Below are 22,075 nucleotides of genomic sequence, written 5' to 3' on the forward strand. Positions count from 1 at the left end.
TCAGCGCTTGAACCACGCCGCGACCAGCGAGGCCACGCCGCCCAGGCCACTGGCCCAGATCCACCACGCCGCGCCTTGCCGGGCCTCGTCGTGCATGCCGTGCAGCAGCGCCGCGCACACCAGCAGGCCGACGCCGGTGATCGCCATCACCGCGCGCCGCTGCAGCTGGCGCACGCTGCGGTCCAGCGCGCGCAGCTCCTGCGAGCGCACGTCGATGCGGTGCTGGCCTTCGACCTGCTGGCGCAGCCAGGCATGCACCAGGCGCGGCATGTCCGGCGCATGGGTCATCAGCTCGGGCAGGCGCTTGCGCAGTTCCTTCAGCGCGCGGCGCGGGCTGTAGCGCTCGATCAGGATGCGTTCGAGCACCGGTCGCGCCACTGCCCAGATGTCCAGCTGCGGATCGAGCTGGCGGCCCACGCCCTCGATATTGAGCAACGTCTTCTGCAGCAGGATCAGCTGGGGCTGCAAGGTGAGCTGGTAGCGCTGGGCGACGCGGAACAGCTTGAGCAGCACCTCGGCCAGCGAGATCTGCGACAGCGGGCGGGTGAAGTAAGGCTCGCAGACCGAGCGCGCCGCCGCTTCCAGTTCGTCGATGCGCACGTTGGACGGCATCCAGCCCGCCTCCACGTGCAGCTCGGCGATGCGCCGGTAGTCGCGGTTGAAGATGGCCATGAAGTTCTCGGCGAGGTAGTACTGATCCTCCTGCGAGAGCTGGCCCATGATGCCGAAGTCCAGCGCGATGAAGCGCGGGTTGAGGCGGCGTTCCGGGTGGCTGTCCACCCAGATGTTGCCGGCGTGCGCGTCGGCGTGGAAGAAGTTGTCGCGGAATACCTGCGTATAGAACACCCGCACGCCCTTGGCGGCGAGGATCTTGCGGTCGATGCCGGCGGCGTCGAGCGCGGCGATGTCGTCGGAGGGAATGCCGTACACACGCTCCAGCGTGAGCGCGCGTTCGCCGGTGTGCGTCCAGATCACTTCCGGCACGTAGAGGTCGTCCGAACCCAGCCAGAAGCGCCGCAGCACGCTGGCGTTGGCGCCCTCGCGTTGCAGGTCCAGCTCGGCGGCCAGCGTGTTCTCGATTTCGGCAACGACTTCGCGGGGCCGGATCTTCTCCGCGCGCGGGTGCGTGCGATCGACCAGCGCGGCCAGCGACTTGAGCAGCGCGATGTCCGCATCGATCTGCTGCTCGATGGTCGGGCGCAATACCTTCACCACCACCTGCCGCCCATCGTGCAGCGTGGCCGCATGGACCTGCGCGATGGAGGCCGACGCCAGCGGCGTGGTATCGAAGCTGGCGAAGGCCACCTCCACCGGCTGCCCCAGCGCCTGCTCGACGATGGCGCGCGCGGTCTGGCCATCGAAGGGCTGCACGCGATCCTGCAGCAGGGTCAGCTCGTCGGCGACGTCCGGCGGCACCAGGTCGCGGCGGGTGGAGAGGATCTGCCCGAACTTGACGAAGATCGGGCCCAGTTCCTGCAGCGCCAGGCGCAGGCGCGCGCCGCGCGATTGGGCGGCGATCGCCGCCGGCGCGCGCGGTACGAAGGGCTTGGCCAGGCGCAGCCAGCGCTCGGCCGGCGTGCCTTCGAGCAGGTCGTCGAGCCGATAGCGCAACACCACCCGGCCGATACGGCTCGCGCGGAAGAAGGCCTTCATGCGGCACCCCCGGCGCGCAGGCGGCCCACGCGGGCAGCGAGGCGCTCCACGTCGTCGCGCAAGTGGTCCACGTCGTCATGGAAGGCATCGAGTTCGCCACGCGGCACCACGTCGCGCGATTCCTCGGTGACGTACTCGGCGGCATCGCGGGCCAGCCCGGTGGCCAGCACGCGGGCCTGGCGCAGCGCGCCGCGCGCGGCCTGCGCGATCTGCACGCCGATCACCTCGCCGAACACGCGCACGAACGGCAGCTGCCAGTCCGGATCGAAACGGCTGGCGAGCTGCTGCAGGCGGCGCGCCAGCTCGGCATCGCCGGACACGCGCATGCGCCCGCCCGGCGTGGCGCCGCGCGCGGACTGCGCCAGCAGCGGCAACTGGGAGAGCAAGCCGCCCAGCGTGCTGCGCACCGCTAGGTCCGGCTCGCGGCTGCGGTCCACCGGCCCCACGCGCAGGTGGTCACCCTCGACGCGGATCTGCAACGCCAGGGCCGGCGCCTCCAGCGTCATCTCGATGCGCTGGCCGTCCAGGGCCTGCACGGCGGTGCGGGTATCCGGGTCCAGCGCCAGTGCGCGGTTGAGCGCCGCTTCCAGCGCGCGGCCGGCCAGCGGTTTGAGGTTGGGCAAGGGGAAAGCAGGCATGGGGCCATTCTAGCGGCTGTGCCGGCTTCCACGCCGTGCACGCGGCGCTTCGGCACGCCCGCGCGATGGCGCATGCTATGCACCTTGGTTTTTCGCGCAAAGGGTGGCGGTGGCATGGGCAAGATCCGGGTAGGCCTCATTTTCGGCGGCAAGTCGGCCGAGCACGAAGTCTCGTTGCAGTCGGCCAGGAACATCGTCGATGCGCTCGACCCGGACCGCTTCGAGGTCACCCTGATCGGCATCGACAAGCAGGGCCAATGGCACATCAACGACCTGGGCGACTACCTGCTCGATGCCGAGGACCCGGCCCGCATCGCCCTGCGCCGCTCCGGCCAGGGCGTGGCCCTGGTGCCCGGCCGCGAGGCCCAGCAGTTGCAGGCGCTGCAGCCGGCCTCGGCGCTGGCGCAGATCGACGTGGTGTTCCCCATCGTGCACGGCACCCTGGGCGAGGACGGTTCGCTGCAGGGCCTGCTGCGGATGGCGAACCTGCCGTTCGTCGGGTCGGGCGTGCTCGGCTCGGCGGTGTCGATGGACAAGGACGTGGCCAAGCGCCTGCTGCGCGATGCCGGCCTGGACGTGGCGCCCTTCGTGACCCTGCGCCGGCGCGATCTGCCGGGCGTGGATTTCGCCGCGATCAGTGCGCAGCTGGGCCTGCCGTTGTTCGTGAAGCCGGCCAACCAGGGCTCGTCGGTCGGCGTGAGCAAGGTGCACGACGCGGCGGCGTTCGCCCAGGCGCTGGCGCTGGCGTTCTCCTTCGACCACAAGGTGCTGGTGGAATCGGCCATCGTGGGCCGCGAGATCGAATGCGCCGTGCTCGGCAACGAGGCGCCGGAGGCGAGCGTGTGCGGGGAGGTGGTGGTGCACGACGAGTTCTACTCGTACGACACCAAGTACATCAGCGAAACCGGCGCGGAAGTGGTGGTGCCGGCGGCCATCGACGCGGACACGCAGGCGCGCATCCGCCAGATCGCGTTGCGGGCTTACGAAGCGTTGGATTGCGCCGGGCTGGCGCGCGTGGACGTGTTCCTCACCCCGGAGGGACGCGTGGTCATCAACGAGATCAATACCCTGCCAGGCTTCACCCGCATCAGCATGTACCCGAAGCTGTGGGGGGCCAGTGGCCTGTCTTACCGCGCCTTAGTCACGCGGCTGGTGGAACTGGCGATCGAGCGACATCGCGCCGATGCCCAACTGCGCAGCACGGTCGGCTGACCGCGTTGCGCGGCCGGCGCACCCGAAGATGCGCCGGCCGGCCTGCAACCGCTTCGACTAGACGCGGCCGCGGCGGAACAGCGAGATCACGGCCAGGATCAGGAAGACGACGAACAGGATCCAGGCGATGTTGGTGGCGGCGCCGGCGATGCCGCTGAAACCCAGCACGGCAGCGATGATGGCGATGACGAAAAAGACAATGGCGTAATGCAGCATGGCGTTCCCGAAGTGGTGGACGTGCCGGATCGGCGCGTGCACATCATCGGGGCGCCCCGGTCTTCAATCGGTGATGGCGGCGTGGGCGGCAAATGAGGACTTCAGCCTTGTGATGCCTTCGTCAATGCTCACCCGCGGCACGTAGCCAAAGTCGCGTTTGGCCGGCCCCATGTCGTACCAATGCGCGGTGCACAGCTGCTCGGCGAGGAAGCGCGTCATCGGCGGTTCGCCCTTCAGCCGCAGCAGCGGCCACAGGATTTCGCACGCGCGCCCGATGCGATAGGCGGTCTTGAAGGAGATCGAGCGGGTGACTGGCGGCGCGCCGGCGGCATCGAGCAGGCGGTTAATCAGCTCGCGCATCGGCAGCGGTTCGCCGTTGGAGATGAAGTACGCCTTGCCCGCGCACGCGGCGCCGACGGCGAGGTGCTCGAACGCATCGAAATGCGCCTGCGCGGCGTTGTCGATGTAAGTGGTGTCCACGCGGTTCTCGCCGGTGCCGACCAGGCGCAGGCGGCCGGCGCGCGCGCGTTCGGCCAGGCGCGGGACGATCTGGTTGTCGCCCGGGCCCCAGATCAGGCGCGGGCGCAGCGCCACCGTCGCCAGCGTGGCGTCGTTGGCGGCCAGCACGGCGCGCTCGGCGATGGCCTTGGTCGCCGCGTAGGGCGCCTGGAAATCTTCGCCATAGGGCACCTGGCTGGCATCGAGCCCTTCGACCGGATGCGTGGCGCGGTGGGTCACGCTGGGCGTGGAGGTGTAGACCAGCTTGCCCACGCCGGCGGCGCGGCAGGCGGCCAGCACGTTCTCGGTGCCGACCACGTTGGCGAGGTGGTAGCTCTCGTAGCTGCCCCACGCGCCGGCCTTGGCCGCGTTGTGGAAGACGGCGTCCACGCCGGCGACGGCGTGGTGCACGGCCTGGGCATCGGCCAGGTCGCCCTGGATCTGGCCCACGCCCAGCGCGTGCAGCGCCGGGTAGTGGCCGCGGTTGAAGCTCAGCACCTGGTGTCCGCGGGCCACCAGCCCGCGGCACAACGCCTGGCCGAGAAAGCCGCCGCCGCCGGTGACCAGGATCTTCATGCGTTGCGCTCCAGTTGTTCGGTGGCCCAGCGCGCGAGCTGCTCGCGGCCGATCTTGGCGTTGTGGCGGATATCCACCGGGAAGGCCGGGTGGAGGAGGAAGCGGGTCAGGGCCCGGGTATGCGCGAACGCCTCGGCACGCTCGCGCAGGCGCTGCGCCATCCCCTGGCCGTCGGCGCCGGGCAGCAATTCGTAGCACAGCACCGGCAGCTGCGTGCCGGGCGCACCCACCCCGACCAGCGCGGTGCGCCGAATGCCCGGCACGGTGTTGAACACCGGCTCGACCTGCTCGGTGTACATCGGCCCGGTGGCGGTCTCCACGCGCTGGGTCTTGCGGCCGCAGAACCACAGGCGGCCTTCGGCGTCGAAGTAGCCGACATCGCCCATGCGGTGCACGACGCGCTCGCCGCCCCCCGGCAGCGGCTCGCGGATCTTCGCGATGGTGGTGGCCGCGTCGCGGTTGTAGTAGCTGTCGGTCGCCGTGGGCCCGGCCACGGTGATCTCGCCGACCACGCCGGCGGGCAGCTCGCGCACGCCGTCCCAATGCGGTATCGCCGCATCGTCGATGGTGATGATGCGCACCTCGTTGGGCGGGACCACGCGGCCCACGCAGGTGCCGGCGCCCGCTTCGGTCGCTTCGCGGGTCTGCTCCAGTTCGCGGCCTTCGATCACCGCCACCGGCAGGCATTCGGTCGCGCCGTAGGGCGTCCAGAACTGCGCCTCCTCCGGCAGCAGCGTGCGCATCTTCGCCACCACATCCGGCGGCACCGGCGCACCGGCCGAGGTCACCCGCGTCACCGTGGGCAGCGGCTGGCCGTAGTCGGCCAGCACGCGCATCAAGGCGGGCGAGCCGAACAGCTGGGTGATGCCGAAACGGGTGATCGCATCGTGCAGGCGGCGCGGGTCGGCCTGCGCCGGCCGCGTGGGGTCCATGTCCGGGATCACCGAGGTCAGGCCCAGCGCGGGGTCGAACAGCGCGAACGGCGGGAAGGTCGGCAGGTCCACGCCGCCCGGCAGCATGCCGAAGGCATTGCGCAGCAGCTCGATCTGGCCCACGAAATGCCGGTGGCGATACACCACGCCCTTGGGCACGCCGGTCGAGCCGCTGGTGAACAGAATGGCGGCCACGTCATCCGGCGCGGTGTCGGCCAGCTGGCCACCCGCACCGGCGCCCTCGCGCTCCACCTTCGCCAGCGTGGTGCCGCCCCACGCCCAGCGCCGGCCAACGGTGACGATGTGCTCGGCCGAGCGTGCCCAGCCCAGCACCCGCCGCGCCAGTTGCGCCAGTGGAATGCCGATGAAAGCCTGCGGCTGCGCCTCGTCCAGGCACTGCCGCAGCGCGCGGCGATCGATGCCGGGGTCGACCAGCACCGGCACCGCGCCAGCCTTGAACAGCGCGAACATCAGCAGGAAGAACTCGCGCGAGGGCCGCACCATCACCACCGTGCGGGTGCCGCGGCCGATGCCTTGGCGGGCCAGGCCGGCGGCGATGGCATCGCTGCGGCCGTCCAGTTCGGCGTAGGTCAAGGTGAGGTCGTAGCGCGCCATGCCATCGGCGCCGCGGCGGCCGGGGCAACGGATGGCGATCTGCTGCGGGCGGGTGCGCGCCAGTTCCGGCAGCGTGGCCGCGATGTTGCACGGTGGGGTCATCGGGGAATTATCGCCGCCCGCCCGCACTCGTGTCGTCTCCGCCGCGCGGGCGCGGCCACTGAACGCCGGCGACTTGCGCCCGGCCCGGGTTCCGGCAGAATGCCGCCGCCGCTCCCACACCCTGCACGCCCATGGCACATCCCTGCCTCTCCTGCGGTGCCTGCTGTGCCCACTTCCGGGTCAGCCTCCACTGGAGCGAGGCCGAGCCGAGCCTGGGCGGACGGGTGCCGATCGAACTGACCGACGCGCTGCGCGCGCACGAGCGCGTCATGCGCGGCACCTCGCAGGCCCGGCCGCGCTGCATCGCGCTCGAGGCCGACATCGGCCGTTACAGCCGCTGCACCATCCATGCGCGCCGCCCGGCGGTATGCGCGCAGGTGCCCGCCTCGCTGGAGTTCGGCGAACGCAGCCGGCAGTGCGACGAGTCGCGCGCGGCGCATGGCCTGCCGCCGCTCACCGCGGCGGATTGGATCGGCGTGGACGACGCCGAGCGCAATCCCCTGCCGGCGTATTGATCGGCGGCTCAGAGGGGGTGGCGGTCGAGGAACTCGCGGATCGCCGGCACCAGCACCTTGGCCTTGTCTTCCAGCACGTAGTGGCCCGCATCGTCGAAGGCTTGGACTTCGGCGTTGGGAAGCGCGGCGCGGAAGCCATCGAGGAAGTGGCGGTCGAAGACGAAATCCTTCAGGCCCCAGCCGATGAACGCGGGGCGGTCGGCGAAGCCGGGCAGCGCCTTGCCGGCCGCCTCCAGCAGCGGCCAGGCGCGGTCGGCCGGCGAGAGCGGGATGTCCTGCATGAAGCGGATGGTGGAGATGCGGTGGGCCCAGTTGTCGTAGGGCGCCACGTAGGCGCGCCGCACGTCGGCCGGCATGCGGTGCTCCACGCCGATCCACGAGGCACCGGCGGAAAACGCGTTGAAGCCGCGGATGATCCACTCGCCGATCTTCCAGTCCCGGCCCAGCGCGATCTGCCACGGCATGCGCTTGGCCGCCGGCATCGGGAAGGCGGCGGTATTGGTGATGACCAGGCGCTTGACCTGGGCGGCGTGCGAGAGCGCCCAGCCGAAGCCGATCATGCCGCCCCAGTCGTGCACGGCCAAAGTGATCGGGCCGGTGATGCCGAGGTGGTCGAGCAGCGCGGCCACGTCGTCCACGCGCGACTGCAGCGTGTACGCGTAGCGGCTGTCGTCCGGTTTGTCGGACAGGCCCATGCCGATGTGGTCCGGCACGATGCAGCGGTAGCGGTCGGCGAGCCCGGCGACCAGATTGCGCCACAGGTAGCTCCACGAGGGGTTGCCGTGCAGCATCACCACCACCTCGCCATCGCGCGGGCCTTCGTCCAGGTAGGACATCGACAGGCCAGGGCGGACCTCGAAACGCTGCGGGTGCGCCGGATAGCCCGGCAGGGGGACGGAGACGGTCATCGGATTCCTCTTGCGGACAATCAAACGCCCGCGGCTTGCGGCGCGGGCGTTCGTCGTACGGTGTCGCCAGGCAGTCGCGCGCCGGCCAGCGGCGCGCGGCGGCTTACCACACCACTTCGGCCATCGAGCAGTTCAGGCCCGAGCCGATGCCGAGCAGGGCGATGCGGTCGCCCTTCTTCAGCCGGCCCAGCTCCTTGAGCTTGCTCAGCACGATCGGCACCGACGCCGGGCCGATGTTGCCGTGCTCGCCGAAGATGGTCATGACCTTGGCCGGGTCGATGCCGAAGGACTTCACGAACGCGGCGGTGTGCGGCCGGCTGACCTGGTGGATGACGAACTGGTCCAGCTCGTCCACCGCCCAGCCCAGCGCCTGCTTGGCGGCGATGAACGTCTTCTGCGCCAGCTTGATACCTTCGATCAGCAGCATGCGGGTGTCGGTGACCATGCGGTCCAGGTTGCCGCGGCACAGCTTGTTGAACTCGGTGGCCGAGCGCGTCACGCCACCGCGGTACTGCGGGGCGTCCGGCACCAGCTCCTTGCGCGCCATCACCATGGCGGCGGCCCCGCAACCCAGCGTGAGCGCGGCGAGTTCGTCGCGGAACTCCTGCTCGGTGACGTTGGGCGACATCATGCGTTCCAGGGTCTTTTCGTAGACCAGGTTCGCGGTTTCGCCGTCCACGACCAGCGCGTAGTCGATCTCGCCGCGCTCCAGCATGCGCGCGGCGATGTCCATGCCGTTGATGAAGGCCAGGCAGGCATTGGCGACGTCGAAGGTCATGCAGTGGTCGCCGACGCCGAGGTTGCCGGAGACGATGCTCGCGGTCGACGGCTCCAGGTAATCACGGCTGACGGAGGTGTTGACCAGCAGGCCGATCTGGTCGGCGGTGATGCCGGCATCGGCCATCGCCTTGCGGGCGGCGGCGGTGGCGGCGTCGGAGGCCTGCACGTCCGCGTCCCACAGACGGCGGGCGTGGATGCCGGCGATGTCGCCCAGCACGTCGGTCTTGATCCCGAGCCGGTCGTAGGTCGGCTGCAGGCGCGCATTGATTTCCTGGGACGTCAGCGTGTGCGGCGCATCAACATGCGCCAGTCCCGCGATGGAGACGTTCTTGAAGAGCATCGAAGTAGCGCCATGGCTTCAGGCGAGGGGGCGCCATTCTAGCCCCTGCCAGCCTTCACCGCATCTTTACAAGGCCCGGGGTCGGCCGCCGGGACAACGGTTCAGCGGCCGCTACACAGATAAGCGTTGAAGCGCTGGCTGCCATCGGCCGGCTGGCCCTCGGCCTGGACGGCGTTGGCGCCGGCGCTCGGCGCCTCGTTGCGGGCCAGCGTTTCCAGCTCTTCCTGCACGCGCAGCGGGTTGCGGTTGTAGAAGCCGACCTTGTTCTTGACCGACACCACCACCTCGCCCTTCTGCTGGCAGCTGGCGGGCACCGCGCCCGGCGGAATCACCCGCACCGTCTTGCCGGCCGGTTCGATCGGCACCCAGGTGCACGCGGCGGCGGTCAGGGAAATCAGGGAAGCGGCGATCAGGACGCGCATGGGGGCCGGTGGAATCAGAAAGGTGAACAGGATTGTGCCCCAGCGGGTCGATTTGGCAAGGCGAAACCCGTGTCGACGCGGGTTGGCGGTCAGCTCCGGGGCGGTCCGGGCGTGGCGGCATCGGTGAATCGCAGGAGGTCGTACACCTCGGCGGGCTGTCCGGACAGGCTCGGCGCGCTCCGGGTGTCCGGACAGCGGACACTCCACTTCGAAAAAATCCCTTTCTTATCAATTACCTGAAGTTGGCACGCGGTCTGCTTTGGTCTAGGTGCGGGAAGAACGGACTCAATCGAACCTGACCAAACGCTGAACAAAATCGGGAAAACTGAAATTCCGCTTGACCCTCCTGATTAGGTGTACTACCTTACTACCACACCACCGCTCACCCACACCACAACAGGTACCGTCATGAACACCAAGTCTCTGAGCGTCGCCATCGCCCTTGCCGCCGGTTCGGTTTTCGGTTCGATGAGCGCCCACGCCGCCACGATCAACACCCTGGACACCGTGCAGGTCCGCCCCTCCGCCGAGCAGATCGCCCAGCGCGAGCATGAGCTCAACAGCGACATCCCCACCCTGTCCGCCGTGCAGGTCCGCCCGACCGTCGGCCAGATCCTGGAGCAGCAGGCCGAGCAGGCCGCCGCCCAGCGCGTGGTGACCCTGGCGTCGGTCGAAGTGCGTCCTTCCGAAGCGCAGCGCGCCGAACTGGACCGCAGCGCCACCCCGGTCGCCAGCGCCGACAGCACCAGCGAATCGATCGCCGCCCTGCTGGGCCAGGTCATCGTCAGCCTGCCGGTCCCGCACCTGCAGCCCTCGCCGAGCCAGCTGGAAGCCCTGCTGGGTGAAGTGGTCCGCGTCCAGGCGCAGTTCTGAGCCCTGCCGGTCGGCCGCCTGGCCGGCCGGTGGCGGCTAGAATTCGCCGATGAGCGAGCCGCCCTTCTTCGATGTACTGCTGTACCAGCCGGAAATTCCGCCCAACACGGGCAACGTGATCCGCCTCTGTGCCAACACCGGCGCGCGGCTGCACCTGATCGAACCGCTCGGTTTCGACCTGAGCGACCGCCAGCTCAAGCGCGCCGGCCTGGACTACCACGAATACGCTTCGCTGCAGGTCCATCCCGACCTGGAGACCGCGCTGGCCCGGATCGCCCCGCAGCGCCTGTTCGCCCTCAGCACGCGTGGCCAGGTGCGCTACGACACCCCCGCCTTCGCGCCCGGCGATGCCTTCCTCTTCGGGGCCGAGACCCGCGGCCTGCCGTCCGATGTACTCGCCTCGATTCCCGAGCCTCATCGCCTGCGCCTGCCGATGCGTCCGGACAACCGCAGCCTCAACCTTTCCAACAGCGTGGCCGTGGTGGTGTTCGAAGCCTGGCGCCAGCGGGGATTCGCCGGCGGCCAATAGCGGCGGGGTGTCCTGCCGCGGGCATAATCACTGCTCCCGGCACGAGTCTTCCCGATGGTCCGTCTCCTTGGCGTCTCTGGCAGCCTGCGCGCAGGTTCGTTCAACACGGCGCTGCTGCGCGCCGCCGTGGAAGTCGCGGGCGAAGGCATTGCGTTGGAAGCGGCCACCCTGCACGGCATCCCGCTCTACGACGGCGATGCGGAGCAGCGCGATGGCCTGCCGCCCGCGGTGGTCGCACTGAAGGACAAGATCCTCGCCAGCGACGGCGTATTGCTGGTGACGCCGGAGTACAACAACGGCGTGCCCGGCGTGTTCAAGAACGCCATCGACTGGCTCTCGCGCCCGTCCAGCGACATCGCGCGCGTGTTCGGCGACCGCCCGTTCGCGGTGATCGGCGCTTCGCCCGGCGGCTTCGGCACGCAGCTCTCGCAGGCGGCGTGGTTGCCGATCCTGCGCACGCTCGGCACGCGGCAGTGGGCCGGTGGCCGCCTGATGGTTTCGCACGCCGCGCAGCTGATCGACGCGCAAGGCCAACTCGCCGACGCGGTCACCCGCCAACGCCTCGCTGATTTCCTGCAGGGCTTCGCACGTTTCGCCAGCGCGCCGCGCTGATGCCGCATCGAAGGGCGTGCGCTCGCACGCGCTTCTCGCTCGCCTAAGAATTTTCGAATTGCTTGATCGCAACGCGATCTGCAACGCGCCCGCGTGCGCCTTCGCTTCGAAATAAACAAGGATCGCGCGCTGAACAGCACGCGCGATTAATGCTGCACTCATGCAGAAATTCAGTGGCGATTTGGCCGCATAACAGAGAATTTACATGTCGGCAGCGAACGGCATCCGCCTCAGCGCCGACCACCAAACAATAAGACAGGTAATACCCCATGAAGACTTCGTTGCTTGCCCTGGGCCTGCTGGCCGCCCTCCCGTTCGCCGCTTCCGCCGCCGACAACATCTCCTACAACTATGTTGAAGGCGACTACGTCAAGACCAACATCGACGGCCCGGACGCCGATGGCTGGGGCATCAAGGGTTCCTACGCGTTCCACCCCAACTTCCACGTCTTCGGCGGCTACACCAAGCAGAAGTTCGATGGCGCCGGCGATCTGGACCTGAACCAGTGGAATGTCGGCGTGGGCTACAACTACGCGATCAGCAACAGCACCGACCTGCTGGCGCGCGTGTCCTACCAGAACCTGGACCCGGAACACTACCGCAAGGACTTCAACGGCTGGGCCACCGAGGTGGGCATCAACAACTCGTTCGGCCCGCGCTTCTCGGCCTACCTGCTGGCTGGCTATGAAGACTACGCCAAGCGCGACAACTTCAACCCGGATGGCGAGTTCTACGGCCGCCTGGGTGGCCAGTTCAACGTCAACAAGAACTGGGCGGTGAGCGGCGACGTCAAGATGTACACCGACAATGGCGACGTCCAGTGGTCGGTGGGCCCGCGTTTCAGCTGGTAAGCATCACGCAAGGCGCGACACGCCTCTCTCCCGTGTCGCAACCCGAAGCCCGGCCATGCCGGGCTTCTTTTTTTGCGCGGCATCCGGCGGGTGATGTCCCATTGGACGCAGCGGTGGATTGGCCTGTCCCCCGGGACGCCACGCGATAGCCCAGACCGTGCAAGCGGGGAAAACGAGAAGCCCGGCCGAAGCCGGGCTCATCCATGCCGCGATTGCAAGGACGCTCACTGGAACAACGTCGCCGGGTACTCCGGCTTCTGCTCCCGCGCCAACAAGCCACGCAAGCCGGCCTCCGGGGTCAGCTCGCCGTGCAGCACCGCGCGCACCGCGTTGGAAATCGGCAGCTCGATGCCATGCGCCTCGGCCTGCCGCATCACCTCGTCGGCCGTCTGCACGGATTCCACCACCTGGCCGATCTCCCGTACCGCGTCCGGCAGGCTCTGCCCACGGCCGAGCGCCAGGCCCAGGCGACGATTGCGCGAAAGATCGCCCGTGCAGGTGAGCACCAGATCGCCCAACCCCGCCAGGCCCATCAGCGTCTCCGGCCGCGCACCGATCACCGCGGCCAGCCGCAGCATCTCGTTGAGCCCGCGCGTGATCAGGCCCGCGCGCGCATTGAGGCCCAGCTGCATGCCATCGGCCACGCCGGTGGCCACGGCCAGCACGTTCTTCATCGCCCCGCCCAGCTCCGCACCGACCATGTCATCGCCCGTGTAGGCGCGGAACGTGGGGCCATGCATCGCCTCGGCCACCTGCTGCGCGAATGCCGCATCCTCGCCGTGCACGGTGATTGCCGTCGGCAGGCCCAGGGTCACTTCCTTGGCGAAGGAAGGCCCGGTCACCACCGCCAGCGGCACCGCATCGCCGAGAATCTCGCCGGCCACCTCGTGCAGGAAACGGCCCGAACCCGGCTCGAAGCCCTTCGTCGCCCACGCCACGCCCGCGCCTTGCGGCAGCAGCGGCGCCAGCGTGCGCACCGTCTCGGTGAACGCATGCGACGGCACCACGACCAGGATCCACCCCGCGTCGGCCACGGCCTGTGCCAGGTCGGTGGTCGCGCGCAGCGCGTCGGGCAGCGCGATACCCGGCAGGTAGCGCGGGTTTTCGTGCCGGCGGTCGATCGCCTCGATCACCGCCGCGTCGCGGCCCCACAGCACGGTCGGATGACCATGCCGGGACACCAGCGCGGCCAGCGCAGTGCCCCAGGAGCCGGCGCCGAGGACGGCGATTTTCTGCTTTTGATCGCTCATCCGAGGATCAGCCGTGCAACGCTCAGGCGTTGCCGGCCGGCTCCGAATCAGCCAGCGAGGTCTCGCCGCCCTGCGCACGCTGGCGCAGCGTCTCGGCGTACAGCGCCTCGAAGTTGATCGGCTGCAGGTAGAACGGCGGGAAGCCGCCGGCCTGGATCAGCTCGCTCACCAGGCTGCGCACGTACGGGAACAGGATGTTCGGGCACTGGGTGCCAAGCAGCACGTCGATCGCCTGCGGCTCCAGGCCGACCAGGCCGAACACGCCCGCCTGCTGCACTTCGGCCACGTACGCGGTACGGCCGCCGGCGCTGCAGGTCAGGGTGATCGCCAGCACCACCTCGAACGCATTCTCGTTCAGGCGCTGCACGCGCTGGTTGAGGTTGAGCTGCAGCTCCGGCTGCACCGCTTCGTTGAACACGGCCGGCGCGTTGGGCGACTCGAAAGAAACGTCCTTGACGTAGATCTTTTCGATGGTGAACGCGGGGCCGGCGGCGGCTTCGGCCGGCGCCACGGCGCCGTTGTTGGTTTCGTCGGACATTTCTTACTCCAGTAGAGCGGATTTCGTTGATGAATCGGGATTATCACATGCCTGTCGCGGGGGGCGCCGGCACGCGGCGCTCAGGCAGCAATGGGGTCAGGCGCGGCCCTTCACCAGGGGTAGTTCGGCCTGCTGCCAGGCGGGAATGCCGCCTTCGAGCACGTACACCTTCTCAAAGCCCGCCTTCTTGAGCTGCTTGGCCGCGGCGGTGGAGGCGTTGCCCGTGCGGCATACCAGCACGACCGGCTTCTGCTTGGCGCCGGCCACCAGCTTGTGTTCGGGGCCGAACTGCGAGGGCTGCGCGTTGCGGCTGCCGGCGATGTGGCCCTTCTCGAAGTCGGCCGCCGGCGAGAGATCCACCACCACGGCCCCGTCGCCATTCATCAGGCGGGTCAGCTCGGCGGGCTTGATGCCGGCGAAGCCGCGAAACAGGCGGGCGATCTCGGTGTAAATGATGGCGATCGTCAGGCCGACGAAAACGATCGACAGGAACGGATTGCGCCCGGCAAAGGCCAGCAGTTCTTCGAAATTCACGGCTTCAGGGGGTCTGGATGAGCGGGCGGCGATTGTCGCACAGCCCGGAGACGGGGACGGGGCGGCCCCGTGGCGGTCCTATTCGCCCCGCCACAGGTCCGGCAGGCCCGAGGCCAGCCACCATTGCTTGGCCTGCGGGTCCCAGCGCCAGGTCTCGTGGACCCGCACGGTGCGCTCGGCCTGGGTATTGCGGTTGATCACCCGCAGCTCGACATCGCGGACGACCTCGTTGTCGTTGGCGCCGTTGCCGGCGCGCAGCTCCCGGTAGCCGGAGATCTGCACCTGCTCGTAGCGCGCGCGCTCCAGGTCCGAGGTGGGGTGTTCCTTGCGGTACTGCGGGTCGATGATTTCCTGCGCGGTATCGAAATCGTTCCAGCGCACCGCGGCCGCGTAGGCGGCCTGCACGTCCTCCAGGCTGCGCCGCTGCGAACGGCTGGCCGCCACGGCCGAGACGGCCAGCAGCATCAGCACCGTCGCCAGCGCGATCCGGATCCCCTGTCGCATGTTGCTTCTTCCCCTGGTCACGAGGCGCCATCCTACCCTTTGGCGATGGCCACGAAACGCCCGGCGAACGTCGCGGCGACCTCGCCCGACGCCAGCCGCACCTGCCCGGCCATGCCCAGCCGGGCCTTGCCGCGCTGGCGCAGCGTGGCGAGGAAAGCGTCGCGCTCCTCCACCAAGGCCGGCGCGGCGTCGGCGCGCAGCGTCTCGTAGACCGGCTTGAGGTAGCGCAGCTGGCTGTCGGCGACGTACACATCGGCCGCCAGGCCGGCCAACCGCAGCTGCAGGCTCACCCAGCCCCAGCCGGCCAGGGTGAGCAACGAGGCCAGGCTGCCGCCGAACGCGTTGTCCTTGTCGTTGACGTTCGCCGCCAGCGGCGCTTGCAGGAACAGCGCGCCGTCCTCGTAGCGCTCCACGCGGATGCCCATCGCCGCGACGGGCGGCATGGCGGACAAATAGGCCTGCAAGTGGCGCAGGTCATCGGCGGAAGGCGCGGGCAACGGCATCGGAAACGGCACCTGCGGGCGAAGGGCTCGCATAATGCCCGCAATGCCTGCTTCCGCACACGTGCCTACCACGCTGATCTCGCTGCGCCCGGCCGGGCAGCACGGCGCCTTGCGCCATGCCGCCGCGCGCCACGGGCTGGCGGTGCTGGGCGTATCGCCCTGGCGGCTGCAACCGCGCGAGGACGCCGCCACGCGCGGCGCGCTCGGCCAGGCGCTGGCGGCCCCGGTGGTGGTGTTCACCAGCCCGGCGGCGGTGCGCGCGGCCGGCCGGCTGGCACCGCTGCGCCCGCCGGCGGCGGCGCGTTGGCTGGCGGTGGGCGAAGGCAGCGCGGGCGCGCTGCGCCGCGCAGGCGTGGCCGAAGTCATCCAGCCCGCGCGCATGGACAGCGAAGGCCTGTTGGCGCTGCCCGCGCTCGCCGGGGCCGCGCGCGTGGGCCTGGTCACCGCGCCCGGCGGACGCGGCCTGCTGGCCAGTACGCTCGCGGGCAGGGGCGTGGAGGTCGTGCGCGCCGATGTCTACGAGCGCGTCCCGCTGGCGCTCACCGCCACCACCTTGCGTCGCCTGCATGCGCTCACCGGTCCCTCGGTCCTGGCCTTGAGCAGCGGCGAGGCGCTGGAGCGGGTGCTGGACCAGCTTCCCGCCGAACTGCTCGCACGATGGCAGGCGCAGCCGGTCGTGGCGGCCAGCCAACGGCTCGCGGCGCAGGCGGCCGCGCGGGGCTTCCAGCGGATCGTGCAGGCCGAAGGCCCCCGTCCGGCGCAACTGCTGGCCGCCGCCCTCGCGGCGGACTGAATCCAGGCCGCCGCGCTCTTGCCCGGCGCGCGCGCGCCACGCCATGCTGTGCCGCGCCGCCCCTGTCCCCCGCGCGGCCCCTGCTTTCGAGGAAGTGTGCCGATGAACGACCCCGTGCCCCCGCGCCGCCGACCGCTGCTGTGGCTGTCCCTGCTCGTGCTGGTGGTGCTTGCGGTCGCCGCCGGATTCGCGTGGCGCGAATGGCAGAGCCAGCTCGCCGCGCGGCAGCAGAACGAGGACGCACGTGCGCAACGCTGGACCGCACTGGAGCAGAACCTGGACGCGCTGCGCCGCGACCAGCGCGCGACCAACCAGCGCCTGCAGGATGCCGCGGCGACCAACCGCATCCTGCGCGACGAGATGCTCGGCCTGAGCCAGCGCGGCGCGCTGCTGGAGGAAACCGTCGAGCGGCTGGCCGACACCGAACGCCATGGCGCGCAGGCCTTGCGCCTGGACGAAGTGGAACTGTTGCTCAACCAGGGCGAACAACGCCTGGCGATCGCCGGCGACCTGGAAGGCGCGCGCCGCGCCTACGCGCTGGCCGCCGGCGCACTGCAGGGCATCGACGATCCGGCCTACCTCAACCTGCGCCAGGCGCTGGTGCAGGAACGCAACGCGCTCGACGCGCTCGGTCCCGGCCCGCGGCAACGCGTCGCGCGCGAGCTCGACGTCTTCATCTCGCGCCTGCATACCTTGCCGCACCATGTGGACAACGAAGGCGATGCCGCATCGCCGTGGTGGCAGCGCGCGCTGTCGCCGCTGGTGCGCATCCAGCCTTCGAACGGAACGCTGATCGCCGGGTCCGAGCGCCGTGCCGCCGAGGATGCGCTGCAAATCGAGGCGAGCCTGGCCCGCGCGGCGCTGGAACGCGGCGATGCACAGGGCCTGGGCCAGGCGCTGCGGCGGCTGGATACCTGGCTGGTGCGGCTGTGGCCCGATTCGCCCGCGTTGCGCGCGCAGCGGCGGGCGCTGGCCGAGCTTGGCAAGGCGCCACTGCGACCGGACATGCCCGAACTGGGCTCCACCCTGCGTCAACTGCAGGCCATGCGTGAAGGAAGGCAAGCCCCATGAAGCCACTGCGAAGTCTGCTCATCCTGTTGGTCGCCGTCGCGCTCGGCGTGGTCGCCGCGCAATGGCTCTCGCAACAGCAGCGCTACGACCTGGGCGAAGTGGTGGTGCGCGCCGGTGGCAACGACTACATCGCACCGATGCCGCAGGCCGTGCTGGCGTTGATCGTGCTGCTGCTGGCGCTGTGGCTGCTGTGGATCCTGCTGAGCCTGCCGTTCCGCGCCTGGGGCCGCTATCGCCGCCAGCGCGGCCGCGCGCGTCTGATCGAAGGCCTGCGCGCATACGAGCTCGGGCAGTGGAACAAGGCCGGCAAGGCGCTGGTCGCGGCGGCCGAGGACGAGGAGGTCGCGCCGGTGGCGTTGCCGCCGGCCATCCGCGTGGCCGATGCGCGCGGCGACACGAACGGCGCCCAGGTGCTGGCGCAGGACCTGGCCACGCGCGATCCCGTTGCCCATGCCCTGCTGCAGGCCGAACGCCTGCTGGCTGCGGCGCGCCCGGTCGATGCGATCAACGCACTCGACGCCCCGGCCGCGCAGCCGCTGCCGCCGCGCGGCCTGTTCCTGCGCACCGAGGCGCTGGCGCTGATCGGCCGCGCCGGCGAGGCTTACGGCCAGCTGGGCGCATTGCGCCAACAGCAGGCGCTCGCGCCGGACGCACTGGCCGCGCTGGAACTGCGCCTGGCCGCGCTGTCGCTCGAACAGGCCGGCGACGCCAACCTGCTGGCCGAACGCTGGGAGGCACTGCCCAAGGCGTTGCGCGCCGAGCCGCCGGTGGTGGGCGCCTATGCGCGCCGCGCCGCCGCGCTGCACTGGGACGATGCCGCGCTGCGCAGCCTGGAACAGGCGCTGGACGCGCGCTGGGACGAAGAACTGGTGGTGCTCTACGGCGAACTGCCGCTGGAGAAGTACGACTCGCGCCGTGCCAGCGCCCAGCGTTGGTTGGCGACGCACCCGGCCAGCCCCGGCCTGTTGCTGACGCTGGCCCGCCTGGCACGCCACCAGCAGCAGTGGACGCAGGCGGAGGAATTCCTGCATCGCGCCATCGCGCAGGGCGCCGGTGCGCCGGCATGGGAAGCGCTGGGCGAAGGTTTCGCGGCGGCGGGCGAACCGGCGCTGGCCGCGCAGTGCTACCGCAACGCGCTGCACGCGCCGCGTGGCGGCCCGGTCACCGAATTGGCCGGACATCGCGACCTGCGCGCGCAGATCCATGACCAGGCCGTGGCCGAGGATCGCGACGAACATGGGGTGCCGCGACTGCGCGGCTGAGCGGCACGGGATCTCCCTGCAGGAGCGGCTGCAGCCGCGACCGGAAACGCCATGGTCGCGGCTGAAGCCGCTCCTACAAACAAAGCAGTGCGCCGACGGCGCCCGCTTCAGCGCTCGATGATCGCCACCACGCCCATGCCGCCGGCGGTGCAGATCGACACCAGCGCGCGGCCACCGCCGCGTTCCTTCAGTTCCTTCGCCACGGTGGCGACGATGCGCGCACCGGTGGCGGCGAAGGGATGGCCGGTCGCCAGCGAGGAGCCCAGCGGGTTGATCTTGGCCGGATCGATGCGACCCATCGGCGCATCCAGGCCCAGGCGGTTGCGGCAGTAGTCCTCGCTCTCCCAGGCGCGCAGCGTGCACAGCACCTGCGCGGCGAAGGCTTCGTGGATCTCGTAGATGTCGAAGTCCTGCAAGGTGAGGCCGTGGCGCTTGAGCATCTCCGGCACGGCGACCGTCGGGGCCATCAGCAGGCCTTCGCCGTGCACGAAGTCCACCGCGGCGACCTGCGCATCGCGCAGGTAGGCCAGCGGCTCATGCCCGTGCGCGCGCGCCCACTCGTCGCTGGCCAGCAGCACCGCGGCGGCGCCGTCGGTGAGCGGGGTCGAATTGGCGGCGGTCAGCGTGCCGCGGCCGGAAATCTTGTCGAACGCCGGCTTCAGCGTGGCCAGCTTCTCCAGCGAGGTGTCCGGGCGCAGGATGTTGTCGCGGCTCACGCCACGGAACGGGGCGATCAGGTCGTCGAAGAAACCGCGCTCATAGGCGGCGGCCAGCTTCTTGTGCGAGGACACCGCCCACTCGTCCTGCGAGTCGCGCGAGATGTTCCACTCCTTGGCCATGTCCTCGCAGTGGTCGCCCATGCTCTTGCCGGTGCGCGGCTCGGCCACGCCGGGAAACTCCGGCTTGAGCTCGCCCAGGCGGAAACCGCTGACGAGCGCTTTGAGCTTGTCGCCGGTGGTCTTGGCGCGGTTGGCGGCCAGCAGGCGCGCGCGCAGCTTCTTGCCGTAGACGATCGGCACATCGGAGGTGGTGTCCGAGCCGCCGCCGATGCCCGAGTCGATCTGCCCCAGCGCGATCTTGTTGCCGATGTGCACGATGGTGTCGAGCGAGGTGCCGCAGGCGCGCTGCAGCGTGATGCCCGGCGTCAGCGGCGACAGGCCCGAGGACAGCGCCGCTTCGCGCGCCAGGTTCCAGTCGCTGGAATGCTTGATCACCGCACCCATCGCCACTTCGCCCAGCTGCTGCCCGTGCAGGCCGAAACGCTCGACCAGCGCACCGAGCGTGCGCACCGACATGCCCAGGTTGCCGACATCCGAATAGGCGGTGTTCTGGCGACAGAACGGAATGCGGACACCACCGAGGATGGCGACGGGACGGGCGACGGACATGGGTTGGCCTGGGCTGTGAGGGGGTTGGGGACATCGCCTGCACAAGGCAGGCAGGCATAATGTGCGCAGTGTAGCTGCCGCCCCGTGACGGGCCAACCGCGATCCCATGAGCAATTCCGAACACGGCGTGACCGCCATCGGCGTCCTGGCACTGGAACTGGCGGGCGGCACCGTGCCGGCACGCGCAGCGCTGTCCTCCGAGCAGGCCGGCGCACTGGCCGAGCGGGTCGGCCGCGATCTGGCGCAATGGGTGCCGCGCGTACGCGAACTGGAGTTGAGCCTGGCCGGCGCGCATTTCGATCCGGCCGAGGCGTTGCGCCCAGGGTGGCCCCTGCATCGCCGTCTGGATGAACTGCGGGCCCGTGCGCCGGGCCGCGACGAAGGCCCGCGCCTGCTCGCCTTCGGCGCCGACGCGCAGGGCGAGGTGCCGCTGCCGTTCCAGGCCGATCCGGCGCTGGCGGGCGGCAACCTGCGCGTATTGCCGTTCCTGTTGGCCGGCGACGCGGACACGGTCCAGGAAGTCGCCGCCGCACTGGAAGAGGTGTTGCTGGCCCAGGGCATGGCCCAGGCCGATACCGCATTGCTGGCGCAGGAGGCCTTCGGTGCGCAGATCGAGCATGCGCGCTACCTGACCGTGCACGACCTCGCCGCCATGATGTCGATGCAGTACGACAACCAGGGCCTGGCCGCGCTGTGGCCGGTGCTGGAAACCGCGTTGCTGGCGCCGCAGTCCAGCGAATGGCTGGCCGACGCGCCGGAGCCGCTGCTGCGCTACGTCGAGGGCGAGGCGCGCATGGCGCTGTTCGATCCCGCCGGCTGGTGCGCGTACTACCAGCACGACCGCGCCGACTGCGAGCGCCTCAAGCGGGTGTACGAGCAATACCTGGCGCGCCAGCGGCAGATGGCCGCCGTGCTGGAAGCGCACGGCGTGCCGGTGCTCTACGTACACATCGAGCCGGGCCAGGATGCCCGCGCCGCACTGGACGCCTGAGCTTTTCGGCACGCCGCACGCGCGGCAGGTGCCTCACGCGTGACTGTTGTCGGCGAACCCTTGGGGGGACGCGCCGTGAATCCCGCCATGAAGGTGCGTAGGCGACTTCCATGTCGCCTGCGGTCCCTACGGGCTTGCCCACCGCGCGCCCGAGGCATCACGACGCTCACGCCGAAGCCCTGCAACAGTCCGCCGTGCCTGCCGCCGGCGCCGCTGCAGGAGCGGCTTCAGCCGCGACGCGACCTCCACCGCCCTGCGGACTACCGCGCGATCAGTTCGCCGCCGGCGCCGTGGTGATCACGCCGCACGCCAGGCGCCCGCCCGCGTTGCCGGTCGGCTGCGTCTTGTAGTCGTCCGCATCGGCGTGAACGATCACCGCGTGCCCGGTGATGTCGAAATCGTCGCCCTTGCCGATGTTGACGTTGCTCGACACCGGGCCATCGATGGTGGCGTTGCCCTGCGCATCGGCGGTGATGTTGGGCATGTCGCCGCCATGGTGCGGGTCGGCGGTCACGTTGCCGTGCTGGCTCTGCGCGGGATTGAAGTGGCCGCCGGCGCTGCTGCCGTCCGGCGCGCTGCAATCGCCCTTTTCGTGGATATGGAAGCCATGCTCGCTGTTCGGCTTCAGGCCGCTGAGCTGGCCGCTGACGCGCAGCGCGCCGTCCACCACCTTGAACGTCACGCTGCCCTTCACGTCGTTGCCTTGGGTCGGCTTGATCTCGGCGGTGGCACTGGGGGCCGGTGCATTCGGTGCTTCAGGCGCGGTCGGTGCCGCGGGCGCCTGCGGTGCGGCCGCGTCGTGGCCGGCGTGGTCGGCCGGTGCTTCGGTGGTGGCGTCCGTCGCCGGTGCCTCGCGCTTGCAGGCGCCCAGCGCCAGCGTGGTGGCAATGAACAACGCGGTCGGGATGATGCGCATGGTGTTTCCTCCTCTCGCCCATCGGGCAATGTGGTGCCGGCCGTGGCCGGCAA

25 protein-coding genes are annotated in these 22,075 nt (G+C 70.1%); 10 read left to right on the top strand and 15 right to left on the bottom strand.

The window, feature by feature from the left end; translation table 11 throughout:
• The gene (gene ubiB, locus P6166_RS00820; protein WP_277762642.1) at positions 1-1,653 is read right to left on the bottom strand and encodes a ubiquinone biosynthesis regulatory protein kinase UbiB; all 1,653 of its coding nucleotides are present in this window, start codon (positions 1,651-1,653) and stop codon (positions 1-3) included.
• Positions 1,650-2,291 carry an SCP2 sterol-binding domain-containing protein gene (locus tag P6166_RS00825; RefSeq protein ID WP_277762643.1) on the bottom strand — a complete coding sequence of 214 codons (642 nt, stop codon included), beginning with the start codon at positions 2,289-2,291 and terminating at the stop codon, positions 1,650-1,652. Before P6166_RS00825 ends, ubiB begins: the two co-directional genes overlap by 4 nt.
• A gap of 114 nt (positions 2,292-2,405) precedes the next feature.
• Between P6166_RS00825 and ddlA the strand changes: the two genes are divergently transcribed.
• Positions 2,406-3,503, top strand: a complete 1,098-nt coding sequence (gene ddlA, locus P6166_RS00830; RefSeq protein WP_277762644.1) for a D-alanine--D-alanine ligase — start codon at positions 2,406-2,408, stop codon at positions 3,501-3,503.
• 57 nt (positions 3,504-3,560) lie between these two features.
• On the opposite strand, the gene P6166_RS00835 is transcribed toward ddlA, so the two are convergent.
• The 3 genes from P6166_RS00835 to oleC form a co-directional block, all read right to left on the bottom strand.
• On the bottom strand, positions 3,561-3,719 hold the full coding sequence (locus P6166_RS00835; protein ID WP_130317010.1) for a DUF1328 domain-containing protein: 159 nt from the start codon (positions 3,717-3,719) through the stop codon (positions 3,561-3,563).
• Positions 3,720-3,782: 63 nt separating this feature from the next.
• Positions 3,783-4,793, bottom strand: coding sequence for a 2-alkyl-3-oxoalkanoate reductase (gene oleD, locus P6166_RS00840; protein ID WP_277762645.1), 1,011 nt, complete (start codon positions 4,791-4,793; stop codon positions 3,783-3,785).
• Positions 4,790-6,442, bottom strand: coding sequence for an olefin beta-lactone synthetase (gene oleC, locus P6166_RS00845; RefSeq protein ID WP_277762646.1), 1,653 nt, complete (start codon positions 6,440-6,442; stop codon positions 4,790-4,792). The genes oleD and oleC overlap by 4 nt, the downstream gene beginning before the upstream one ends.
• Positions 6,443-6,573: 131 nt before the next feature.
• On the opposite strand from oleC, the gene P6166_RS00850 reads away from it, so the two are divergent.
• The gene (locus P6166_RS00850; protein ID WP_277762647.1) at positions 6,574-6,957 is read left to right on the top strand and encodes a YkgJ family cysteine cluster protein; all 384 of its coding nucleotides are present in this window, start codon (positions 6,574-6,576) and stop codon (positions 6,955-6,957) included.
• An 8-nt stretch (positions 6,958-6,965) separates the two neighbouring features.
• Here P6166_RS00850 and P6166_RS00855 read toward each other — a convergent pair whose 3' ends face one another.
• The 3 genes from P6166_RS00855 to P6166_RS00865 all read right to left on the bottom strand — a co-directional run bounded on the left by P6166_RS00855 (position 6,966) and on the right by P6166_RS00865 (position 9,407).
• On the bottom strand, positions 6,966-7,865 hold the full coding sequence (locus P6166_RS00855; RefSeq protein WP_277762648.1) for an alpha/beta fold hydrolase: 900 nt from the start codon (positions 7,863-7,865) through the stop codon (positions 6,966-6,968).
• 103 nt (positions 7,866-7,968) lie between these two features.
• The gene (locus tag P6166_RS00860; protein WP_130317005.1) at positions 7,969-8,985 is read right to left on the bottom strand and encodes a 3-oxoacyl-ACP synthase III; all 1,017 of its coding nucleotides are present in this window, start codon (positions 8,983-8,985) and stop codon (positions 7,969-7,971) included.
• Between the two features lie 101 nt (positions 8,986-9,086).
• The gene (locus P6166_RS00865; protein ID WP_277762649.1) at positions 9,087-9,407 is read right to left on the bottom strand and encodes a DUF4156 domain-containing protein; all 321 of its coding nucleotides are present in this window, start codon (positions 9,405-9,407) and stop codon (positions 9,087-9,089) included.
• Positions 9,408-9,815: 408 nt separating this feature from the next.
• Here P6166_RS00865 and P6166_RS00870 point away from each other — a divergent pair, with 408 nt between their 5' ends.
• The 4 genes from P6166_RS00870 (at position 9,816) to P6166_RS00885 (ending at position 12,272) form a co-directional block, all read left to right on the top strand.
• Positions 9,816-10,280 (top strand): hypothetical protein, encoded by a 465-nt coding sequence (locus P6166_RS00870; protein ID WP_277762650.1) that lies wholly within the window; start codon positions 9,816-9,818, stop codon positions 10,278-10,280.
• A 49-nt stretch (positions 10,281-10,329) separates the two neighbouring features.
• The gene (locus P6166_RS00875; protein WP_277762651.1) at positions 10,330-10,809 is read left to right on the top strand and encodes a tRNA (cytidine(34)-2'-O)-methyltransferase; all 480 of its coding nucleotides are present in this window, start codon (positions 10,330-10,332) and stop codon (positions 10,807-10,809) included.
• 54 nt (positions 10,810-10,863) lie between these two features.
• Positions 10,864-11,421 carry an NADPH-dependent FMN reductase gene (locus tag P6166_RS00880; protein WP_277762652.1) on the top strand — a complete coding sequence of 186 codons (558 nt, stop codon included), beginning with the start codon at positions 10,864-10,866 and terminating at the stop codon, positions 11,419-11,421.
• Positions 11,422-11,690: 269 nt separating this feature from the next.
• On the top strand, positions 11,691-12,272 hold the full coding sequence (locus tag P6166_RS00885) for an Ax21 family protein (RefSeq protein ID WP_277762653.1): 582 nt from the start codon (positions 11,691-11,693) through the stop codon (positions 12,270-12,272).
• Between the two features lie 224 nt (positions 12,273-12,496).
• On the opposite strand, the gene P6166_RS00890 is transcribed toward P6166_RS00885, so the two are convergent.
• The 5 genes from P6166_RS00890 to P6166_RS00910 all read right to left on the bottom strand — a co-directional run bounded on the left by P6166_RS00890 (position 12,497) and on the right by P6166_RS00910 (position 15,601).
• Positions 12,497-13,522: an NAD(P)H-dependent glycerol-3-phosphate dehydrogenase gene (locus tag P6166_RS00890; RefSeq protein WP_277762654.1), complete on the bottom strand. Its 1,026-nt coding sequence runs from the start codon at positions 13,520-13,522 to the stop codon at positions 12,497-12,499.
• A 22-nt stretch (positions 13,523-13,544) separates the two neighbouring features.
• Entirely contained in the window at positions 13,545-14,060 is a 516-nt protein-coding gene (gene secB / locus P6166_RS00895; protein WP_277762655.1) for a protein-export chaperone SecB, read from the bottom strand.
• A 96-nt stretch (positions 14,061-14,156) separates the two neighbouring features.
• Positions 14,157-14,594 carry a rhodanese-like domain-containing protein gene (locus tag P6166_RS00900; RefSeq protein WP_277762656.1) on the bottom strand — a complete coding sequence of 146 codons (438 nt, stop codon included), beginning with the start codon at positions 14,592-14,594 and terminating at the stop codon, positions 14,157-14,159.
• 78 nt (positions 14,595-14,672) lie between these two features.
• Positions 14,673-15,098 carry a hypothetical protein gene (locus P6166_RS00905; RefSeq protein ID WP_277762657.1) on the bottom strand — a complete coding sequence of 142 codons (426 nt, stop codon included), beginning with the start codon at positions 15,096-15,098 and terminating at the stop codon, positions 14,673-14,675.
• A 32-nt stretch (positions 15,099-15,130) separates the two neighbouring features.
• A complete protein-coding gene (locus tag P6166_RS00910; protein ID WP_277762658.1) occupies positions 15,131-15,601 on the bottom strand; it encodes a YiiD C-terminal domain-containing protein in 471 nt (156 codons plus the stop codon).
• A gap of 43 nt (positions 15,602-15,644) precedes the next feature.
• Between P6166_RS00910 and P6166_RS00915 the strand changes: the two genes are divergently transcribed.
• From P6166_RS00915 to P6166_RS00925, 3 genes are all read left to right on the top strand, one after another.
• The gene (locus tag P6166_RS00915) at positions 15,645-16,394 is read left to right on the top strand and encodes a uroporphyrinogen-III synthase (RefSeq protein WP_277762659.1); all 750 of its coding nucleotides are present in this window, start codon (positions 15,645-15,647) and stop codon (positions 16,392-16,394) included.
• A gap of 102 nt (positions 16,395-16,496) precedes the next feature.
• Positions 16,497-17,465 carry a uroporphyrinogen-III C-methyltransferase gene (locus P6166_RS00920; protein WP_277762660.1) on the top strand — a complete coding sequence of 323 codons (969 nt, stop codon included), beginning with the start codon at positions 16,497-16,499 and terminating at the stop codon, positions 17,463-17,465.
• Positions 17,462-18,727 carry a heme biosynthesis HemY N-terminal domain-containing protein gene (locus tag P6166_RS00925; protein ID WP_345781844.1) on the top strand — a complete coding sequence of 422 codons (1,266 nt, stop codon included), beginning with the start codon at positions 17,462-17,464 and terminating at the stop codon, positions 18,725-18,727. The genes P6166_RS00920 and P6166_RS00925 overlap by 4 nt, the downstream gene beginning before the upstream one ends.
• 107 nt (positions 18,728-18,834) lie before the next feature.
• Here P6166_RS00925 and P6166_RS00930 read toward each other — a convergent pair whose 3' ends face one another.
• Positions 18,835-20,115 (bottom strand): acetyl-CoA C-acetyltransferase, encoded by a 1,281-nt coding sequence (locus tag P6166_RS00930; protein WP_277762661.1) that lies wholly within the window; start codon positions 20,113-20,115, stop codon positions 18,835-18,837.
• Between the two features lie 106 nt (positions 20,116-20,221).
• On the opposite strand from P6166_RS00930, the gene P6166_RS00935 reads away from it, so the two are divergent.
• The gene (locus P6166_RS00935) at positions 20,222-21,106 is read left to right on the top strand and encodes a hypothetical protein (RefSeq protein WP_277762662.1); all 885 of its coding nucleotides are present in this window, start codon (positions 20,222-20,224) and stop codon (positions 21,104-21,106) included.
• A 271-nt stretch (positions 21,107-21,377) separates the two neighbouring features.
• Here the strand turns inward: P6166_RS00935 and P6166_RS00940 are convergent, their stop codons facing one another.
• On the bottom strand, positions 21,378-22,022 hold the full coding sequence (locus P6166_RS00940) for a superoxide dismutase family protein (RefSeq protein WP_277762663.1): 645 nt from the start codon (positions 22,020-22,022) through the stop codon (positions 21,378-21,380).
• Positions 22,023-22,075: the final 53 nt, after the last annotated feature.

The organism is Stenotrophomonas sp. HITSZ_GD, from assembly GCF_029543105.1.
Classification (GTDB): domain Bacteria; phylum Pseudomonadota; class Gammaproteobacteria; order Xanthomonadales; family Xanthomonadaceae; genus Stenotrophomonas_A.

Coding starts and splice junctions, on each gene's coding strand:
- ubiB (WP_277762642.1), bottom strand. CDS start 1,653: ATGAAGGCCTTCTTCCGCGCGAGCCGTATCGGCCGGGTGGTGTTGCGC.
- P6166_RS00825 (WP_277762643.1), bottom strand. CDS start 2,291: ATGCCTGCTTTCCCCTTGCCCAACCTCAAACCGCTGGCCGGCCGCGCG.
- ddlA (WP_277762644.1), top strand. CDS start 2,406: ATGGGCAAGATCCGGGTAGGCCTCATTTTCGGCGGCAAGTCGGCCGAG.
- P6166_RS00835 (WP_130317010.1), bottom strand. CDS start 3,719: ATGCTGCATTACGCCATTGTCTTTTTCGTCATCGCCATCATCGCTGCC.
- oleD (WP_277762645.1), bottom strand. CDS start 4,793: ATGAAGATCCTGGTCACCGGCGGCGGCGGCTTTCTCGGCCAGGCGTTG.
- oleC (WP_277762646.1), bottom strand. CDS start 6,442: ATGACCCCACCGTGCAACATCGCGGCCACGCTGCCGGAACTGGCGCGC.
- P6166_RS00850 (WP_277762647.1), top strand. CDS start 6,574: ATGGCACATCCCTGCCTCTCCTGCGGTGCCTGCTGTGCCCACTTCCGG.
- P6166_RS00855 (WP_277762648.1), bottom strand. CDS start 7,865: ATGACCGTCTCCGTCCCCCTGCCGGGCTATCCGGCGCACCCGCAGCGT.
- P6166_RS00860 (WP_130317005.1), bottom strand. CDS start 8,985: ATGCTCTTCAAGAACGTCTCCATCGCGGGACTGGCGCATGTTGATGCG.
- P6166_RS00865 (WP_277762649.1), bottom strand. CDS start 9,407: ATGCGCGTCCTGATCGCCGCTTCCCTGATTTCCCTGACCGCCGCCGCG.
- P6166_RS00870 (WP_277762650.1), top strand. CDS start 9,816: ATGAACACCAAGTCTCTGAGCGTCGCCATCGCCCTTGCCGCCGGTTCG.
- P6166_RS00875 (WP_277762651.1), top strand. CDS start 10,330: ATGAGCGAGCCGCCCTTCTTCGATGTACTGCTGTACCAGCCGGAAATT.
- P6166_RS00880 (WP_277762652.1), top strand. CDS start 10,864: ATGGTCCGTCTCCTTGGCGTCTCTGGCAGCCTGCGCGCAGGTTCGTTC.
- P6166_RS00885 (WP_277762653.1), top strand. CDS start 11,691: ATGAAGACTTCGTTGCTTGCCCTGGGCCTGCTGGCCGCCCTCCCGTTC.
- P6166_RS00890 (WP_277762654.1), bottom strand. CDS start 13,522: ATGAGCGATCAAAAGCAGAAAATCGCCGTCCTCGGCGCCGGCTCCTGG.
- secB (WP_277762655.1), bottom strand. CDS start 14,060: ATGTCCGACGAAACCAACAACGGCGCCGTGGCGCCGGCCGAAGCCGCC.
- P6166_RS00905 (WP_277762657.1), bottom strand. CDS start 15,098: ATGCGACAGGGGATCCGGATCGCGCTGGCGACGGTGCTGATGCTGCTG.
- P6166_RS00910 (WP_277762658.1), bottom strand. CDS start 15,601: ATGCCGTTGCCCGCGCCTTCCGCCGATGACCTGCGCCACTTGCAGGCC.
- P6166_RS00915 (WP_277762659.1), top strand. CDS start 15,645: ATGCCTGCTTCCGCACACGTGCCTACCACGCTGATCTCGCTGCGCCCG.
- P6166_RS00920 (WP_277762660.1), top strand. CDS start 16,497: ATGAACGACCCCGTGCCCCCGCGCCGCCGACCGCTGCTGTGGCTGTCC.
- P6166_RS00925 (WP_345781844.1), top strand. CDS start 17,462: ATGAAGCCACTGCGAAGTCTGCTCATCCTGTTGGTCGCCGTCGCGCTC.
- P6166_RS00930 (WP_277762661.1), bottom strand. CDS start 20,115: ATGTCCGTCGCCCGTCCCGTCGCCATCCTCGGTGGTGTCCGCATTCCG.
- P6166_RS00935 (WP_277762662.1), top strand. CDS start 20,222: ATGAGCAATTCCGAACACGGCGTGACCGCCATCGGCGTCCTGGCACTG.
- P6166_RS00940 (WP_277762663.1), bottom strand. CDS start 22,022: ATGCGCATCATCCCGACCGCGTTGTTCATTGCCACCACGCTGGCGCTG.